The 17,786-nt window shown below is 68.1% G+C and carries 11 protein-coding genes; 8 read left to right on the forward strand and 3 right to left on the reverse strand.

The window, feature by feature from the left end; translation table 11 throughout:
- Window positions 1–116: 116 nt before the first annotated feature.
- The 3 genes from IAE41_RS10130 to IAE41_RS10140 all read right to left on the reverse strand — a co-directional run bounded on the left by IAE41_RS10130 (window position 117) and on the right by IAE41_RS10140 (window position 6,372).
- Complete coding sequence (locus tag IAE41_RS10130; RefSeq protein WP_200733029.1) at window positions 117–2,453, reverse strand: family 20 glycosylhydrolase; 2,337 nt, start codon at window positions 2,451–2,453, stop codon at window positions 117–119.
- Window positions 2,454–2,580: 127 nt separating this feature from the next.
- Window positions 2,581–5,205, reverse strand: a complete 2,625-nt coding sequence (locus tag IAE41_RS10135) for a TonB-dependent receptor (protein ID WP_200733030.1) — start codon at window positions 5,203–5,205, stop codon at window positions 2,581–2,583.
- Window positions 5,206–5,355: 150 nt separating this feature from the next.
- Entirely contained in the window at window positions 5,356–6,372 is a 1,017-nt protein-coding gene (locus IAE41_RS10140; RefSeq protein WP_079223355.1) for a glucokinase family protein, read from the reverse strand.
- Window positions 6,373–6,747: 375 nt separating this feature from the next.
- Between IAE41_RS10140 and IAE41_RS10145 the strand changes: the two genes are divergently transcribed.
- The 8 genes from IAE41_RS10145 (at window position 6,748) to IAE41_RS10180 (ending at window position 17,785) form a co-directional block, all read left to right on the forward strand.
- Entirely contained in the window at window positions 6,748–8,037 is a 1,290-nt protein-coding gene (locus tag IAE41_RS10145) for a sugar MFS transporter (protein WP_200733031.1), read from the forward strand.
- A gap of 39 nt (window positions 8,038–8,076) precedes the next feature.
- Entirely contained in the window at window positions 8,077–9,144 is a 1,068-nt protein-coding gene (locus tag IAE41_RS10150; RefSeq protein WP_079223351.1) for a LacI family DNA-binding transcriptional regulator, read from the forward strand.
- Window positions 9,145–9,151: 7 nt separating this feature from the next.
- Window positions 9,152–10,180, forward strand: a complete 1,029-nt coding sequence (locus tag IAE41_RS10155) for an SIS domain-containing protein (protein WP_108747373.1) — start codon at window positions 9,152–9,154, stop codon at window positions 10,178–10,180.
- Complete coding sequence (gene nagA, locus IAE41_RS10160; RefSeq protein WP_200733032.1) at window positions 10,180–11,328, forward strand: N-acetylglucosamine-6-phosphate deacetylase; 1,149 nt, start codon at window positions 10,180–10,182, stop codon at window positions 11,326–11,328. The genes IAE41_RS10155 and nagA overlap by 1 nt, the downstream gene beginning before the upstream one ends.
- Complete coding sequence (locus IAE41_RS10165) at window positions 11,328–12,395, forward strand: DUF5009 domain-containing protein (RefSeq protein WP_200733033.1); 1,068 nt, start codon at window positions 11,328–11,330, stop codon at window positions 12,393–12,395. The genes nagA and IAE41_RS10165 overlap by 1 nt, the downstream gene beginning before the upstream one ends.
- A 186-nt stretch (window positions 12,396–12,581) precedes the next feature.
- Window positions 12,582–15,605, forward strand: a complete 3,024-nt coding sequence (locus IAE41_RS10170) for an autotransporter domain-containing protein (protein ID WP_200733034.1) — start codon at window positions 12,582–12,584, stop codon at window positions 15,603–15,605.
- A gap of 91 nt (window positions 15,606–15,696) precedes the next feature.
- On the forward strand, window positions 15,697–16,728 hold the full coding sequence (locus IAE41_RS10175; protein ID WP_200733035.1) for a S41 family peptidase: 1,032 nt from the start codon (window positions 15,697–15,699) through the stop codon (window positions 16,726–16,728).
- Between the two features lie 13 nt (window positions 16,729–16,741).
- The gene (locus IAE41_RS10180; RefSeq protein WP_200733036.1) at window positions 16,742–17,785 is read left to right on the forward strand and encodes a S41 family peptidase; all 1,044 of its coding nucleotides are present in this window, start codon (window positions 16,742–16,744) and stop codon (window positions 17,783–17,785) included.
- Window position 17,786: the final 1 nt, after the last annotated feature.

The raw sequence follows: 17,786 nt of genomic DNA on the forward strand, positions 1-17,786 counted from the left end.
GAGCCCATGCTCGGCTTTCCCGTGAAATGCAGCCGAGCATGGGCTCGGCTCTACAGTAGATCCACGCCATGCGTGGGTGAAGCCGTCCAGTAGATCCACGCCATGCGTGGATGGCGTCATTTCTGCAGCGTCATCTCATCCAGCACCCACATCGCCGGGCGCGTATCGCCGGTGAAGTTGATGCACAGATCGTCGCGACCCGAGATCCCCTTCGGCAGCGCCGCGCGCAGGGTGACAAAGCCATCGGCATCGGTGTTGGCCGGCAGCGGTACCTGGGCCACGACCTTGCCGGTGCAGTCACCGCGACGGACCAGCATCTCGCCGTTGCGGCTCCTGGCCTTCTCGAACTTGCGCGCGGGCTCGTCGTGGGCCAGCTGGAAGTAGTACGGAATGCGCCCGGCCCGGACTTCAACACTGCCGATGCCGTCCAGCTGTGCCGACGGCCAGCGCCAGCACGGCTGGAAGATGTCCACGGTGAAGACCGTGCGTGCGCCTTCGCGCGGGCCGTCGTCTTCCAGGCGCAGCACCAGGCCCTTTTCGCCCACGCAGCTGCGCAGTTCCTGGCTGTGGCGGCTGAGCAGCGACTGCGCGGTGAACGAGGCCACCGTCGGTGCGGCGGCCAGCGGCTGGCCCTGGAAGAACGCGGCCGCCTGCACGGTGGCCGGCAGCGGCTGGGTCAGCGGCTGCTGGTACAGCGGCGAGGACGCCGTCACCGGGCTGCCGTTGGTGCTGTAGCGCACTTCATAGCCCAGCGGGTTGGCCAGCGACACGGTCACCGTGTTCGCGGCGCGCTCGTCGGTATGGGCCACGCCCACTTCGAACGGTGTCTGCGCATAGGCCAGGCCCCAGGCGCGGTAGCGTTGCAGCTGCGCGGGCAGGCGGGCGAGGAAATCGCGGAAGTCGCGCTGCTCCGGCGTGCTCCAGCCGGTTTCGGCCACGGCGGCCAGGCGCGGGAACAGGTTGTGCTGCAGGCGTGCGTAGCTGCGCGTGTGCTCGGTGAACATGTTCGCCTGCAGGCCCAGGATGTGCCCGCGCTTGTCGGCGGCCAGCTCGGCCGGCACCGGCTCGAAGGCGTACAGCTTGGCCAGGTTGACCTGCGCCGGGCGGCCCGGCGGCTCGTTCGGCGAGCCGGTCTGCAGGTAATCCAGGTACAGGTGGCTGACCGGCGACATCACCACGTCATGGCCGCTGCTGGCTGCAGCCAGGCCGCCTTCGGTGCCGCGCCAGGACATCACCGTGGCCTGCGGCGGCAGGCCGCCTTCGAGGATCTCGTCCCAGCCGATCAGCCGGCGGTCGTGTTCCTCCAGGAAGGTCTCCAGGCGCTTGATGATGTGGCTCTGCATGGCCATCTCATCCTTGATGCCCAGTTCGCGCATGCGCTGCTGCACCTGCTTCGATGCGATCCACTGGTCCTTCACCGCCTCGTCGCCACCCACGTGCACGTACTTGGCCGGGAACAGCTGGATCACTTCTTCCAGCACGTTCTCCAGGAAGGTGACGGTGCCGTCCTCGACATTGAACAGGTTCGGGAACACGCCCCATTCGCTGATCGGCTTCAGCGGGGTGCTGATCGAGCCCAGTTCCGGGTAGGCCGCGATCGCCGCCGTAGCGTGGCCGGGCACGTCGATTTCCGGAATCACCTGGATATGCAGCGCGGCAGCATAGGCGATCACTTCACGGATCTGCTCCTGCGTGTAGAAACCGCAGTACGGGTATTCCTGCTTCGTCACCGGATCGATGCCGCCATCGCCGGCCGGCAGGCGGCAGCTGCCCACTTCGGTCAGCTTCGGGTAGCGCTTGATCTCCATGCGCCAGCCCTGGTCATCGGTCAGGTGCCAATGGAAGGTGTTGAGCTTGTGCGCGGCCATGGCATCGAGCACGCGCTTGATTTCATCCAGGCTCTGGAAGTGGCGTGCCGAGTCGAGCATGAAGCCGCGCCAGCTGAAACGCGGCGCATCCTGGATCTGCACGGCCGGCAGCACGCCCTGGCTGCCGCCGGTGGCCAACTGGGCCAGGGTGGTGGCGCCGTAGAACAGGCCGGTCTCGTTGCCGGCCTGCACCAGCACGCCCTGAGCGGTGCTCTCCAGCGTGTAGCCCTCGCCGCTGTCGCGGAAGGTGGGAATGATCTGGAAGCGGATGCCGCCGGCCTTTGCCGCGGTCTTGCCGCTGGCCAGCGCCAGGCGCGGGCCGCCACTGCGCGCCAGCAGGTCGGCGAACTGGGCTGCCACGCGCTGCTCGGCTTCGCTGTCGGCGTGCAGGGTCGTGCCTGCGGCCACGGTGATGCCGGCACCACTGCCACGCTGCACGTTGGCCGGCGCGGGGATCAGCATCAGGCTGCCGGCGCGCAGCTGCGGGCCGGGGCCGGTATCCAGTGCCGGCAGATCGGCAGCCTGGGCGGCGGCGGGAAGCAGCGCCAGGCCCAGCAGCATGCTGGCAAGGGGGAAGGGTCGCATCGTCTCACTCCTGTGGTGGGCGGCTCGCTGTGCCGCGCGTGGCCGCCGCGCAGGCGGCGATTCCGGTCTCCCATCGTACGACGGGCCCGGAAATCCGGGCCCGTCGCGATGTGCAGCTGGTGCAGTCTTAGAACTTGAAGTGCAGGGTGGCCATGTAGCGGCGGCCACTCTTGTACTTGCCAGCCAGGTGTTCCTTGTCGCCCAGGTACTGGAAGTAGGTCTCGTCCAGCAGGTTCTGTGCGTCCACCGTCAGCGACCAGTTGTCGTTGAAGGTGTAGCCGAAGCTGGCACCCAGTTCCGCGTAGTCGTCCACGCTGGACGGGGCGGCACCGGCCACGTAACCGCCGGCCAGGTAGCTGTCACGCCAGTTGTAGGTCAGGCGCGCATTGATCGGGCCCTTCTCGTAGTACGGGCTGAAGGCAATGGCATTGCGCGACTGGTAGGGCAGCGGATCGCCGGTGTTGTTCTCACCATTGGCGTAGGTGTAGTTGGCGGTCAGGCCGAAGCCGCTTTCGCCGAAGGGCTGCTGGAAGCTGATGTTGAAGCCCTTGACGTGGCCGCTGCCGGCGTTGCGCGGGCGCTGGATGCTGTAGTCGCAGTAGCCGTCGGCGGTGCAGCCGTTGGTACCGACGAGGTTCGCCCAGGTGGCCGGCGAGGTATCGCGGATCGAGTTGTACTGGCGCTCGATCGTGGCCGAGGTATCGATGTAGTTGTCGATCTTCTTGTAGAACACCGACCAGGCCACCACCGCCTGCGGCGCGTAGTAGTACTCGGCCGAAGCGTTGAAGTTCCACGACTCATACGGCGACAGATCGGCGTTGCCGCCCGAACCGGTCAGGGTGGTGTCGTTGAGGAAGGTGTTGTTGACCATCTGGTTGTACGGCGCCCAGGCGATCACCTTGGCCGCGGCGAAGCGGAACACCCAGTCGTTGTCGGTGTCCCAGGCCACGTTCAACGACGGCAGCACGAAGTCTTCCTTCTTCGTGCGGGTCTGCCACTTGCTGTCCAGGTCGGTCAGGGTGGGCGTGCCGCCGTAGACGAAGCCGCTGCCTTCGGTCTTGGAATCGACGTAGCGCACGCCCAGGTTGCCGCGCAGCGGGCCGTTGGAGAAGTTCAACTGCGCGTAGGCCGCGTTGTTGGTCTGGGTCAGCGCCCAGCTGTTGTTGAGGTAGCTGGCCGGATCGGGGTTGCTGTAGTCGATCGGGCTGTTGCGCACCCAGTTCAGCACGTTGTTGCGGCCGGCCTGCACGTGGTGGCCCTGGTCGCTGGTGAAGCCCTGGATGTCGGTCAGGCCGATGGTGCCCACGTCGGCCAGCGTGCCCGGGGTGACGCCGCCGTACACGTTGAGGGTGAAGGCCTCATCGTGCTTGCCGTGGCGCACGCCGAACTGCAGCTGGTTGAAGATGCTGTCGAACTGGACGTTGAAATCGAGCTGGGCGTAGGTGTCCTTGCTCTCGGTGGAGAACACGCCGTTGTTGCCGAACCAGCCACCGGCCGAGCCCCAGTTGGCCGGGTCGCGGGCGCCTGCCGGGTCATCGAAGGTGATGCCCTTGTCCATGTTCCAGCTGTAGCCGCCGTTGTAGAACGGCTCGATGAAGTACTGGGCCAGGTTCTTGTTGTCGGACTTGCTCTGGCCGGCCTGGCCGGTCACGCCCCAGCTTTCGCCCTTCCAGGCGCCGCGCAGGTCCACGCCCTTGGTGACCACTTCGGACAGGCGCACGTTGTTGTCATAGATCAGCGTGCCGCTGTTGGCGATGGCGCTGGGGTTGGAATGGCCGCTGGTGGCCACGCCATTGCGCACGTCGCCGAGCTGGTTGACGGCGTTGACGGTGCCCGGGTTCCAGGTCAGGAAGGAATAGAGCGACTGGTTGTAGTTGTCGAACTTTTCCTTGATGTACATGCCGCTCAGGTTGAACTCGAGCTCGTCGGTCGGCTTGAACTGCAGGTTGACCACGGCGCTGTCACGCTTGCGTTCCTGCTGGAACCAGGCGGCGTTGAACGAGTTCGGCACGTCCACGTCGGCGGCCACGCCGGTGGCGTTGGGGAAGGTGCTGGCCTTGGTGTAGCCGAACACTTCCTTGCCCTGGCGGTCGACGGCTTCTTCGTAATGCTGCGCCGACACGGCCACGCCGAAGGTTTCGTCGTTGTTCTTCCAGCTGTACAGCACGGCAGCGTTCGGCTTGCCTTCGCTGGCCTGCTGGCTGTAGCTGTAGCCCACCGAGGCGGCCACTTCGTTCTGCTTCAGGTCCAGCGGCTGGCGGGTGTGCATCAGCACGGTGCCGCCGAGGCTGCCTTCGGTCAGTCGCGCTTCGGACGACTTGATGATCTCGGCGCGGCCCAGGATCTGCGGGGCCAGCAGCGTGTAGTCGAAGCCGCGGTTGGGCTGCTCGCCATAGAGCCAGATGGCCTGGGCCACCGGGTGGTTGTCGAGGAAGGACAGGTTGAGGCTGGGGTCGGTGCCGTCGATGCTGACGCGCTCGCCCTGGCCGAAGCGGCGGTCCAGGGTGACGCCCGGGATCTGCGACAGCGCTTCAGCAACGTTGGTGCTGGGGAACTTGCCGATGTCCTCGGCGGTGATCGCTTCGGACACACCGACGTTGTTGCGCTTGGTGTCCAGCGACTTTTCCAGGCTGGCGCGGATGCCCACCACCTGCACGGTGTCCAGGTCCTGCGGGGTGGCCTGCTGGGCGTGCGCCGAGAAGGCGAGGCAGCCGACGATGGCTGCCGAAAGCAGAGTCTTGCGGGTGTTCATGATGTCTCTCCTCATCACTGATGTGCGTTGTCGGCGGCGAACGAATGGCAGGTCATGCCTGGCGCCAGCAGGGGCTGCCGGGCGCGATGGTGCGATTCCAGTGCGTCGTGCGTACTGCGGTGCTGCGTACTGCTTGCTGCGTACTGCGGTTCAGGCGTTGGCGTGGAGCAGGAACCAGCTGGCGGCGCCGATGACGCCCAGCTGCCCGTGCTCGACCACCTTCACCGGGATGCGTGCCAGCGCTTCGCCCATCGGCCCCTTCTGCAGGTAGCGTTCGACGAAGGTGCTGGCATGCAGGTATTCGCGGATCTGCGGCAGGATGCCGCCGGCCAGGTAGACACCGCCCTGTGCGCCATAGAACAGCGCCATGTCACCGATGGTGCTGCCGAGCAGGCCGCAGAACACATCCAGCGCCTGGCGCGCCAGGGCATCGGTGCCGGCCATCGCTGCGGCGGTCACCGCATCCGGGCTGGCCAGTACCGGTGCCTGCCCCTGCAGCGCGCAGATGGCGCGGTACAGGTTCATCAGGCCGGGGCCGGACAGCGCGTGTTCGATCGACACGTGCGCGCGGTCGCGCTGCATGTGGCGGACGATCGCCATTTCCAGTTCGGTGCTGGCCGCCAGCGTCGGCTGGCCGGCTTCGGTGGGCAGGACCACCGGGCCGTTCGGGGTGGGGATCCACAGTGCGGCGCCCAGGCCGGTGCCGGGGCCGACCACCAGGGTCGGGCCGCGCGGTGCGGTTTCGGGGCCGCACAGGTGCAGCACGCCGCTGGCATCCACCTGCGCGGCGGCATAGGCCACCGCTTCGAAGTCGTTGACGATGTGCACGTGCTGCAGCCCGACGTCCGCTTCCACCTGGCGGGCCGACAGCGGCCACGGCAGGTTGGCGGTGATCACCGTACCGTCCTCGCGGGCGAAGCCGGCGGTGGCCACCACGCACTGGCTGGGCCGCGCGCTGTCACCGAGGAAGTCGGTGAGGATCGCGCTGAGGCCGGCGTAGTCGGCGTTGCGGTACTTGCGGTATTCCAGCAGCTGCACCGGATGTGCCTCGTCTCCGCTGGCCTGGGCCCGGGCCACGCGCACATGGGTGCCACCGACGTCGGCAGCCAGGAACGAGGGCGCGACTCGGGACAGGACATGGGCCGGGGCGGGGTGGCTGGCGGTCACGCGGGCTCCTGCTGCAGGTGAGGGCCGGACCCACGAAAGGCCCGGCGATTGGGCGGAGTCTGTAACTGCGCTGACAACGATGTCAACGAGTTCGTGACACTTTCGTTGCTGCGCCGCAACGAATGAGAGACACGGTAAACGTTTACATGGTCTTGACCTGGCGTTAACCCGAAAGCCGTTGCGCCATGGGCCTCTAGGGCCAGAGCGCATTCAGCGCGGATCAGTTGTGTCGCCTTGCGCAGTGCAGCACGGCCGCATCGGGCCTGTGCAATCAAGTTGACAAACCGCTGTGGTCCATCGAAAGAATGTGACAACGTTGTTCCCAGCCACTCTCCGACCCCGCCTTCTGCGGTGGTCGCCGCAGGAGCCCACCCGATGTCCGCCGTCACTGCTGCAAGCGCGCGCCCGAACGTTGCCGCCTCCATCGCCATCGTCGGCGTGCTGTTCTTCCTGATCGGCTTCTTCACCTGGCTCAACGGCCCGTTGATCACCTTCGTCAAGCTGGCCTTCGAGCTCAGCGAAGTCGGTGCCTTCCTGGTGCTGATGGTGTTCTACCTGTCCTACTTCTTCCTGGCCTTGCCGTCGTCGTGGATCCTGCGCCGCACCGGCATGAAGAAGGGGCTCAGCCTGAGCCTGCTGGTGATGGCCGGCGGCGCGGCGCTGTTCGGTGAATTCGCCACGCAGCGCTGGTACCCGGGCGCACTCGGTGGCCTGTTCGTGATCGGCAGCGGCCTGGCCCTGCTGCAGACCGCGATCAATCCCTACATCTCCATCCTCGGCCCGATCGAAACGGCCGCGCGCCGCATTGCGCTGATGGGCATCTGCAACAAGATCGCCGGCATGCTGGCACCGGTGCTGATCGGCACGCTGGTACTGCATGGCATCGGCGATCTGTCGGCCACCGTCGCCACTGCCGACGAGGCCACCAAGGCGCAGCTGCTCAACGAATTCGCCGCCAAGATCCACGCGCCCTACCTGGCCATGGCCGGTGTGCTGGTGGTGCTGGCGGTGGCGGTGCTGTTCTCGCCGCTGCCGGAAATCAAGCCGTCCGAAGCCAATGCCACGCCGAAGGCCGCGGGTGCTGCCGAACGCCGCAGCATCTTCCAGTTCCCGCACCTGTGGCTGGGCGTGCTGTGCCTGTTCGTCTACGTCGGCGTGGAAGTGATGGCCGGCGATGCCATCGGTACCTATGGCCACGGCTTCGACCTGCCGCTGGACCAGACCAAGATGTTCACCTCGCTGACCCTGTTCGCCATGCTCATCGGCTACGTGGTCGGCCTGCTGCTGATCCCGCGGGTGGTCTCGCAGTCGCGCTACCTGACCCTTTCGGCGGTGCTGGGCGTGCTGTTCTGCCTGGGCGCCTGGGCCACCCACGGCTATGTCTCGGTGGCCTTCGTGGCGCTGCTGGGCTTTGCCAACGCGATGATGTGGCCGGCGATCTTCCCGCTGGCCATCCGCGGCCTGGGTCGCTTCACCGAAACCGGCTCGGCCCTGCTGGTGATGGGCATCGCCGGCGGCGCGATCATTCCGCAGCTGTTTGCGGTGCTCAAGCAGCACATCGATTTCCAGCTGGTGTTCGTCCTGCTGATGGTGCCGTGCTACCTGTACATCCTGTTCTACTCGGTGATCGGCCATCGCGCCGGCCTGCCGCAGGACAAGGTCTGATCGGCGATGATGGACGGCAGCCAACCCCAGGAAAAGCCGATGCGCAGAGCGACCATCAAGGACGTTGCCGAAAAGGCCAAGGTCTCGCTGAAGACGGTGTCGCGGGTCATCAACAACGAACCGTCGGTGATGCAGGCCACCCGTGCGCGGGTGCTGCGGGCCATCGCCGAACTCGACTACGAACCCGATCCGTCGGCGCGCAACCTGCGCAGCGGCACCACGTTCGTGATCGGGCTGGTGTACGACAACCCCAACCCGTACCACATCATCGGCGTGCAGAACGGCGTGCTCGCCGCCTGCCGCGAAACCGGCTTCGGCCTGCAGATCCATCCGTGTGATTCGAGCTCGCCGATGCTGGCCGATGAACTGGCCGACTGGGTGCAGCGTTCGCGCCTGGCCGGGCTGGTGCTGACCGCGCCGATGTCCGAGCGCCGCGACCTGATCCAGACGTTGACCGCGCGCGGCATCAAGCTGGTGCGCATCATCGCCGCCACCGAGGATCCGGCCGATGGCGCCTGCGTGTTCGTCGACGACCGCGAGGCCGCCTACGAAGTCACCGAGCACCTGATCCAGCTCGGCCACCAGCGCATCGGCTTCCTCTGGGGTGGCTCCTCGCACCGGTCTTCGGGTGAACGCTATGCCGGTTACGAAGCCGCGCTGAAGGACTACGGCATGACCGTGGACAAGCACCTGGTGGTGCAGGGCGACTACACCTTCGACGATGGCTTCCGGGGGGCGCGCCGCCTGCTGGCGCTGCGCGAACCGCCCACCGCCATCTTCGGGTCCAACGATGAAATCGCTGCCGGCGTGCTGGCGGCGGCCAAGTCGGCGGGCATGAACGTGCCCTACGACCTGTCCATCGCCGGCTTCGAGGACAGCCCGTTCTCGCGCCAGTCGTGGCCGCCGCTGACCACCGCCAAGCAGGCCACCGAGGACATCGCCCGCCATGCCGCGCGCCTGCTGATCGCGCAGCTGCGCAGCGATGCCTACGACGATGCCCCCGCCGCCCTGCAGAACCAGGGCTTCGTGCCGCAGCTGGTGGTGCGCGGTTCCACCGCACCGATGCGCCCGGCCAGCGTGCGCCCCCTTCCTTCCGATCCCGCCTGAGTCCGCCATGTCGCTGTCCGACCCCACCGCCACCCTGATGTTCGCCGAGGCTGCTGAAGCGGCCGACGTGGTTGCCCGCCAGTTCGCCCGCAACCACGCCACCCTGGAAACGCTGGCCGCCAGCCTGCGCGCGGCACCGCCGCCGTTCGTGGTGACCTGCGCGCGCGGCAGCTCCGACCATGCCGCCACCTACGGCAAGTACCTGCTGGAAACCCAGCTGGGCCTGGTGGTCGCCTCGGCCTCGCCGTCGGTGGGTTCGGTCTACGCCGCACCGCTGCAGCTGCGCGGTGCGTTGTTCATCGTCATCTCGCAGTCGGGCAAGAGCCCGGACCTGCTGCGCAATGCCGAGGCCGCAAAGGCCGCCGGCGCGCGCGTGGTTGCCCTGGTCAACGTCGAGGATTCGCCGCTGGCGCAGCTGGCCGACACGGTCATCCCGCTGCATGCCGGTGCTGAGAAGAGCGTGGCGGCGACCAAGAGCTACCTGGCCTCGCTGGCCGCGCTGCTGCAGCTGGCCGCCTACTGGAAGCAGGACAGCAGCCTGCGCGCCGCGCTGGACCTGCTGCCCGATGCACTGCGTGCCGCGTGGCAGTGCGACTGGAGCGCGGTCTCCGATGGCCTGGTCGATGCCACCAACCTGTTCGTGCTCGGCCGTGGCCTCGGCCTCGGTGCGGCGCAGGAAGCGGCGCTGAAGTTCAAGGAAACCTGCAGCCTGCATGCAGAGGCCTACAGCTCGGCCGAGGTCAAGCACGGCCCGATGGCGCTGGTCGGCCGCGGCTTCCCGGTGCTGGCCTTCGCCCAGCCTGATGAAACCGGTGCAGGTACGCGCGCGGTGGTCGAGGAGTTCAGTGCGCGCGGTGCCCAGGTGTGGCTGGCCGGCGCCGGGGGCGACCTGCCGGTGGCCGTGGCGCCGCACCCGCTGTGCGCACCGCTGCTGACCGTGCAGAGCTTCTACCGCGCCATCAACGCACTGGCGATCCGCCGTGGCTTCAATCCCGACCTGCCGCCGCACCTGAACAAGGTCACGGAGACGGTCTGATGGCCACGGTCCTGCGCAACGCCCGCATCCTCACCGGCGATGATTTCCGCGACGACCTGGCGGTGGTGATCGAAGACGGCCGCATCATCGCGCTGCTGCCCGATGCCGCCCCGCAGCTGGGCCAGGCCGACGAGCAGGTGGACCTCGGCGGCGGCTGGCTGCTGCCGGGCTTCATCGACGTGCAGGTCAACGGCGGTGGCGGTGCGCTGTTCAACAACACCCCGGATGTCGCCTCGCTGCGCACCATCGCGCAGGCCCACCGGCGCTTCGGCACCACGGCGATGCTGCCGACGCTGATCAGCGACGACGTGGCGGTGATGCGCGAAGCGATCGCGGCGATGCGCGAGGCGATCGCACAGGCGGTACCGGGCGTGATCGGCATCCATCTTGAAGGCCCGTACATCGCCCCGGCGCGCAAGGGCACCCATGACGCCAGCAAGTTCCGCGTGCCCGATGCCGAGGAAATCGCCCTGGCCGCCTCGCTGGACAACGGCGTGACCCTGCTGACCCTGGCGCCGGAACGCGTGCCACTTGAGACCATCCGCGCGCTGGTCGAGCGCGGGGTGATCGTCGCGGCCGGGCATACCGCAGGCACGTACAAAGAAATCCGCGATGGCCTGGATGCCGGCGTGCGCGGCTTCACCCATCTGTACAACGCGATGTCGCCGCTGCAGGGGCGCGAGCCCGGTGCCGTCGGTGCAGCACTGGAAGACCGCGACAGCTGGATCGGCATCATCGTCGATGGCGTGCACGTGCACCCGGCCAGCCTGCGCGTGGCGCTGGCCGCCAAGCCGCGCGGCCGCCTGCTGCTGGTGACCGACGCGATGCCGCCGGTCGGTGCCGATGACCCCAGCTACGTGCTGTACGGTGAGACCATCACCGCCATTGACGGTGTCGTGCGCAATGCCGCTGGCGCACTGGCGGGCTCGGCGCTGGACATGGCCACCGCCGTGCGCAACACCGTGCAGCTGCTCGGCCAGCCGCTGGCCGAGGCCGCGCGCATGGCATCGACCTACCCGGCGCAGTTCCTCAACGTGGATGACCGCTTGGGCCATATTGCCGAAGGCTACCAGGCCGACCTGGTGCTGCTGGACGATGCCCTGCAGGTGCGTGGCACCTGGATCGCCGGACAGTACGAGGCGGCCTGATGAACGCTGCGCCGCCACGCCGGCTGGGCTCGATCGACGCCCTGCGCGGGCTCACCGTGGCGGCGATGCTGCTGGTCAACAATCCCGGTGACTGGAGTGCGGTGTTCGCGCCGCTGCGCCACGCGGAATGGCATGGCTGCACGCCCACCGACCTGGTGTTCCCGTTCTTCCTGTTCCTGGTGGGCGTGTCGATGGCCTTCAGCGTGGCACCGCGTGCACAGGATCCCCTGGCACGCCCAGCGCTGGCCAAGGGCGTGCTCGAACGCGCGCTGCGCATCGCCATCGCCGGCGTGCTGCTGCACCTGCTGGTGTGGTGGGCGCTGCACACGCATCACTTCCGCATCTGGGGCGTCCTGCAGCGCATTGCGCTGTGTGCGGCGGTGGTCGGCGTGGTGGCGGTGTATGCGCGGCCACGCGTGCAGGCCGCGCTGCTGGTGGCGCTGCTGGTGGCCTATACGGTGCTGCTGCTGAGCATCGGCGATCTGGCACCGTGGACCAACCCCGCCAGCCGCCTGGACACCACGCTGTTCGCGCCCTTCATCTACCAGTGGCAGGCCGATACCGGCCTCGGCCACGACCCGGAAGGCCTGCTGAGCAGCCTCGGCGCGCTGGCCAGCACGGTGCTGGGCCTGCTGGCCGGGGCCCTGCTGCGCCATGGGCGTGCGGGCGCACTGGCCGGCCTGGGCGTGGCGACGGCCGTGCTGGGCCTGCTGCTGGCCAGCGTACTGCCGCTCAACAAGCAGCTGTGGACGCCGAGCTATGTGCTGTGGACCGGCGGCCTGGCCGCGCTGGCGCTGTGGCTGGCGCACCTGCTGATCGACCGCCGCGGCTGGCCCGCGCTGGGCCGCCGCTTCGGCGTGAATGCCATCACGGCCTACCTTGGCGCCTCGGTGATGTCGGTGCTGCTGTTGGCGACCGGCGCCTGGGGCTGGGTGTGGCAGCAGCTGGCCACCGCGCTGCCCGAGGCACAGGCGCTGGCGTCGATGCTGCAGGCGCTGGCGTTCGTCACCCTGTGGTGGGGCGTGGCGTGGTGGCTGGACCGGCGTCGCATCTACCTGAAGATCTGAGGGCACCTGTCCTTGGATTGGCCTGAACGCCTTCATGCACATGCACGCCACGTGATGCCCGCGCGATTTCACACTCGCACTGTGATGCTTCCGGCATAACGTCACACCTGAACCCTTCATGGCGCCCCAGCGGCGCCCGCAGTGTCCATATCCGCAATTCCTGACTTCCCGATCCAGGAGTGCCGTATGTCCGTTGCCGCACCGCGTCCGCGCCGCTTGACCCGCTGCCTGCTGCAGGCCCTGGCCGTTCCCGCCGCACTGGCCGCCACCGTGCCCATCGCCTGGGCAGGCTGCGACAGCGTCGCTCCGCTCACCGGGCAGACCGTCACCTGCAGTGCCGCTGCACCCAACCCGCAGACCGTGCCGGTCAGCGCCAGCGGCGAATCCGGTATCACCGTCACCGTCGCCAGTGGCGCCCAGCTGCAGCAGAGCGGCGGCGGCAGTGCCATCACCCTGGTCGGTGCCGGTGGCCACCAGCTCGGCAACCAGGGGGCGATCAGTTCGGCAGGCGGCGTTGCCGTTCAACTGGGCGGCGGCAGCCGCGTCGACAACCTCGGCAGCATCAGCGCCGGCAACAACACCGCGCTGCAGTTCGTCGGCGCCGGTGACAGCGTGCTGGTCAACCGCGGCACTCTCACGGGCCTTGCCGGCGTGCAGTTCGGTGCCGGCAACGATCGCCTGGAGATGCTCGATGGCAGCATCAGCGGCGGCGTGCTGCAGGGCGACGGCAACGACGTGCTGCTGCTCAGCGGCGGCATCGTCGACCGCGTCGACCAGGGCAGTGGCGATGACCAGATGACCGTCAGTGGCGGCACGGTCACCGGGCTGGTGACGCAGGGCAGTGGCCGCGATGATTTCGTCATGACTGGCGGCACGCTGGGCGCCCTGCAGCAGGGCGACAACATCGATACCTTCCGCATGAGCGGCGGCCGCATCATCGGCGCCTTCGAGGATGGCGACCAGGCCTGGATGACCGGTGGCCGCATCGGCCGGGTCAACATGAAGCTGGACAAGAACCTGTGGGACCAGTCCGGTGGCACCGTCGACGGCAACGTCGTCACCGGCTTCGACACCGACACCATCATCATTTCCGGCACCGCCTACATCGGCGGCAACATCAGCGTCAGTGGTGGCAACGACAGCGTGACCATCACCGACGGCACCGTGCGCGGCCAGGTACTGCTCAGCACCGGCAACGACACCTTCAACTGGAACGGCGGCGGCATCGTCTACGGCGCCATCGATGGCGGGCCCGACGACGACGTGGCCACGCTCAGCAACCTCAACCAGGCCAACCTGGGCGCAGTGCCGCTGTTCGATGGCGGCAGCGGCACTGACCGGCTCAGTTTCAACAACGTCAAGACCACCGGCGTGGCCCGCTTCCAGAACTGGGAGGCGATCAGCCTGGCCAGCAGCACCGAGCTGACCTTCGATGGTGACCTGGTGCTGGGTGATAGCGGCACTGGCACCGGTACGCTTACCCTGGACGACACCAGCACGCTCTACGCAGGCAATGGCGCGCATGCACTGCGGCCGTTCGCAGCCGGCGCGCTGGTGGATGTGGTCAACGCCGGCCGCATCGACCTGACCGGCAGCGGTGCCGGTGATGTCTTCAGCATCCGCGGCAACTACCGCGGCGAGGGCGGCGGCCTGTACCTGCGCACGGTGCTGGCGGGGGATGGATCGACCAGCGACCGCCTGGTGATCGACGGCGGCAGTGCCAGCGGCACCACCGGCATCGGCATTCTCAATGCCGGCGGGGGCGGCGCAGCCACGCTGGCCGACGGCATCCTGGTGGTGCAGGCGCTCAATGGGGGGACCACGGCGGCCAATGCGTTCTCGCTGTTCGCGCCGGTCGCGGCGGGCGCCTATGAGTATTTCCTGTTCAAGGGAGGTGTCAGTGCGGGCACGGGCGAGAACTGGTATCTGCGTTCGACGCTGGTGGCTGGTCCCGTTCCGGCACCCAATGGGATTGGCATCAATGCGGTGCCACCACCGCCCACGCCCGATGTCGCTCCGCCGCCGCCGATCACGCCCGCACCTCCGCCGCCGCCGGAGGGCGCGGTTGATCCGGACCTGACCGCGGGCGAAGCCGCACCGCCGCCACCGCCGCCCGAGCCCGCCCCTGTAGCGCCGCCCAGCGACCCGGCCGTGCCCGACGTACCGGTGGCCGGCAGCAGTCTGCCGGGCGCCGGCGCCATCCCGCCCAGCCCCGGTGCGCGCCCGGCACAGGGCGACGTGGTGCCGCTGTACCGGCTGGAAACCGCCGCCTACGCGGTCGTGCCCCCGCTGCTGCGCGAGACCTCGCTGGCCAGCCTCGGTACCTTCCACGAGCGCCAGGGCGAACAGCGCCTGCTCTACAGCAATGGCACCTTCCGCACCGCCTGGGGGCGGCTGGTGGGGCAGAGCAGCGACATCCAGTGGAAGGGCGACGCCCAGCCGGGCTTCGACGGTGACCTGATGGGCGTGCAGGCCGGCCTGGACCTGTGGGCAGGCGCGGGCGACCACCATCGCAACCAGATCGGCGTGTTCGTCGGCCGCACGCGCGCGCAGGGCAAGACCCTCGGCACGGCGCTGGGCTGGGAAAACGTGGAGGTCGGGCAGAGCCGGTTGGATGACAAGCACGTGGGCCTGTACTGGACCCTGACGGGCAGCGAGGGGGGCTACCTCGACGCCGTGGCCATGCAGAGCCGCTACGACGGCCGCACGCGGTCCTCGCGCGGGCTCGGCATCGACGTCAAGGGCGACGGCACCACGCTGTCGCTGGAAGCGGGCAAGCCCGTGCTGCAGTTCGGGCAGTCGTCGTGGTGGCTGGAGCCGCAGGTGCAGGTGATCTGGCAGCGCAGTTCGCTGGATGACCAGCGCGACCTGGTGTCGGCCGTGCGCTTCGACAATGACAACGCCTGGACCGGCCGCATCGGCCTGCGCCTGGCCGGCGATTACCAGCTGGCCGACAACGGCTGGCAGCCGTACTTCAAGGTGAACTACTGGCACGGCCGCACGGGCGAGGATCGCATCCAGTTCGACAGCGACACGATCATCAATTCGCAGCGCTCGCGCGCGCTGGAAGCCGGTGTCGGTGTGGTCGCGCGCTTCAACCGCACGATCAGCGCCTACGCCGTGGCCGACTACACGCGCGAACTGGGCGGCGACAGGAACGAGAAGCGCCGCATCATCGAAGGCAACATCGGCCTGCGCGCCGATTGGTAGCGCCGGGCCGTGCCCGGCGGTGGTGGCAGGCACGCAACACCCGCCGCAGGCGCGTATGCTGTTTCTGTAACCCACGACGAAGGAACGTCGAATGCACGTCGATCTGCGCGTCATGGCTGTGGCACTGTTCTGCGCCATGGCCTTGGCCGCCCCCGCTGCAGCCATCGAACTGCCCACCGCACAGGCGCGCATCGAACTGCTGGACATGCTGGAACGCGAGGCGCTGTACCGCGATCGCGTGGACTGGCCAGAGATGCGAGCGCGCTTGAGTGCCGCACAGGGCAACCCGGAGAAGATCCGTGACGTGCTCAAGGAAGCCATCGGCCGCAGCTCGGGCGGGCATGGCGCCTGGATCAGCGCGGAGCGGATGCAGGCGGAAGGGAAGCGGCTCGGTCGCGTCAACGCCGCCCGCACTGCCGCGCCTGGCGCAGTGGGCGCCCCTGTCCCTGCACCGCGCCTGGATCCGCGCATTGGCTGGGTGGACGTCGGCGGATTCTCCGTTGTTCCTGGCCCGGCCGCGCAGCAGCAGATGCAGGACCGCGCAGCGCGCTGGCAGGCGACCATCCGTGAGCAGGACAACGGCACCCGCTGCGGGTGGATCGTGGATCTGCGTGGAAACACCGGTGGCAGCATGTGGCCCATGTTGCTGGGCGTCGCGCCGCTGCTGAGGAGCACCGCCGTCGCCGACGAGATCGTGGGCGCGTTCGCTGAAGCAGATGGGCCGATGCTCTGGCATTCCACGCCTTCAGATGTACGTCTTGGTGCGGATGTGATCGTTGACCTCGGCCAGTCTGCCTATCAAGCGAAGCAGCGGGGTGCGCCCCTGGCTGTCCTTGTCGGGCCGCTCACAGCCAGTGCCGGCGAAGCGACGGTGCTGGCCTTCCGCGGTCGGCCGCAGACACGCAGTTTCGGCGAGCCGACTGCAGGCGTGTCCACCGCCAACGTGGTGCGTACTCTGGTCGACGGCAGTTCGCTGGTGCTGACCACCAGCGTGATGCAGGACCGCAACGGCCGCGGCGATGGACTGAAGATCACGCCGGATCAGCGCACCCGCAGCGACACCGCCACCATTTCCGCTGCACAGGCCTGGCTGCTGGCACAGCCGGCGTGCGCCATACGCTGACAAGGATTCAACAATGAACTCACGTTACCCCGCGCGCGCCGTCGTCGGCGCCGCCCTCCTGATCGCCTGCATGGGCCCGGCCTTCGCGGATCCCGCTCACAGCGTGGAATTGCCTTCCCCCGAAGCACTCGAACAGATGCTGCACCTGCTGGAAACACAGGCCCTGTATCGCGATCGCGTGGACTGGAACGATGTGCGCGCGCGGCTGGCCGCCGCAGGCGATGACCGTGCACAGCAACGACGCGTGCTGGATGAAGCGGCCACGCGCAGCAGCCGTGGGCATGGCCGATGGATATCGCCCAGCCAGCAGCGCGAACGCTCAGGCCGCGCCCAGCGCCTGAATGCCGGGCAGGGCGCTGCGTTGGCAGAATCCCCGGCCGTCAATGCCCGCATTGGCGTGCTGAAGGTCGGCCCGTTCGTGGAGGATCTGCAGCGCAGCGAGCAGGAGCGTCATGACGCGCGCAAGGCCTACGCGCTGGCGCTGCAGCAGCGCATCGTCGATCTGGATGACGGCACGCGCTGCGCCTGGGTGGTGGATGCAGGCAGCAACGGTGGCGGCAACATGTGGCCCATGCTGCTGGGGTTGTTGCCGTTGCTGCAGGGAACACCGGATGCCCAGGGGGCAGTGATCGGTGCTTTCCGCAGTGCCGATGGCCTGCAGTGGTGGCGGCAAGGGGAAGGTGAAGTGCGGCAGGACGGCACGCAGGGGCTGCGCTCGCGGCAGGCCGCTTATCGCCTGCGAGCAGGTAGCGCTCCGGTCGCGGTGCTGATTGGTGCACGCACCGCGAGTTCAGGTGAAGCCGTCGCGTTGGCATTCCGCGGGCAGGCGGGCAGCCGCAGTTTCGGCCAACCCAGCGCAGGCTTTTCCACCGGCAATCGGCCCGTGACACTGGTGGATGGCACCACGTTGCTGTTGACCCACAATGTGATGGCTGATCGCAACGGACAGGGTGACGGTGCCAAGCTGCAGCCCGACGAGACCACGGCCACCGGACCAGCAACCCTGGCCGCCGCCCAGGCCTGGCTGCTGGCCCAGCCCGCCTGCAAGGACGGCTGAC

Origin of the sequence: Stenotrophomonas sp. S39, assembly GCF_016624665.1 — a bacterium.
GTDB lineage: Bacteria > Pseudomonadota > Gammaproteobacteria > Xanthomonadales > Xanthomonadaceae > Stenotrophomonas.

Bases quoted from the DNA above. Each gene is read 5' to 3' on its own strand.
- IAE41_RS10145 (WP_200733031.1), top strand. From the start codon at position 6,748: ATGTCCGCCGTCACTGCTGCAAGCGCGCGCCCGAACGTTGCCGCCTCC.
- IAE41_RS10155 (WP_108747373.1), top strand. From the start codon at position 9,152: ATGTCGCTGTCCGACCCCACCGCCACCCTGATGTTCGCCGAGGCTGCT.
- IAE41_RS10135 (WP_200733030.1), bottom strand. From the start codon at position 5,205: ATGAACACCCGCAAGACTCTGCTTTCGGCAGCCATCGTCGGCTGCCTC.
- IAE41_RS10170 (WP_200733034.1), top strand. From the start codon at position 12,582: ATGTCCGTTGCCGCACCGCGTCCGCGCCGCTTGACCCGCTGCCTGCTG.
- IAE41_RS10175 (WP_200733035.1), top strand. From the start codon at position 15,697: ATGCACGTCGATCTGCGCGTCATGGCTGTGGCACTGTTCTGCGCCATG.
- IAE41_RS10180 (WP_200733036.1), top strand. From the start codon at position 16,742: ATGAACTCACGTTACCCCGCGCGCGCCGTCGTCGGCGCCGCCCTCCTG.
- IAE41_RS10165 (WP_200733033.1), top strand. From the start codon at position 11,328: ATGAACGCTGCGCCGCCACGCCGGCTGGGCTCGATCGACGCCCTGCGC.
- IAE41_RS10130 (WP_200733029.1), bottom strand. From the start codon at position 2,453: ATGCGACCCTTCCCCCTTGCCAGCATGCTGCTGGGCCTGGCGCTGCTT.
- IAE41_RS10150 (WP_079223351.1), top strand. From the start codon at position 8,077: ATGCGCAGAGCGACCATCAAGGACGTTGCCGAAAAGGCCAAGGTCTCG.
- nagA (WP_200733032.1), top strand. From the start codon at position 10,180: ATGGCCACGGTCCTGCGCAACGCCCGCATCCTCACCGGCGATGATTTC.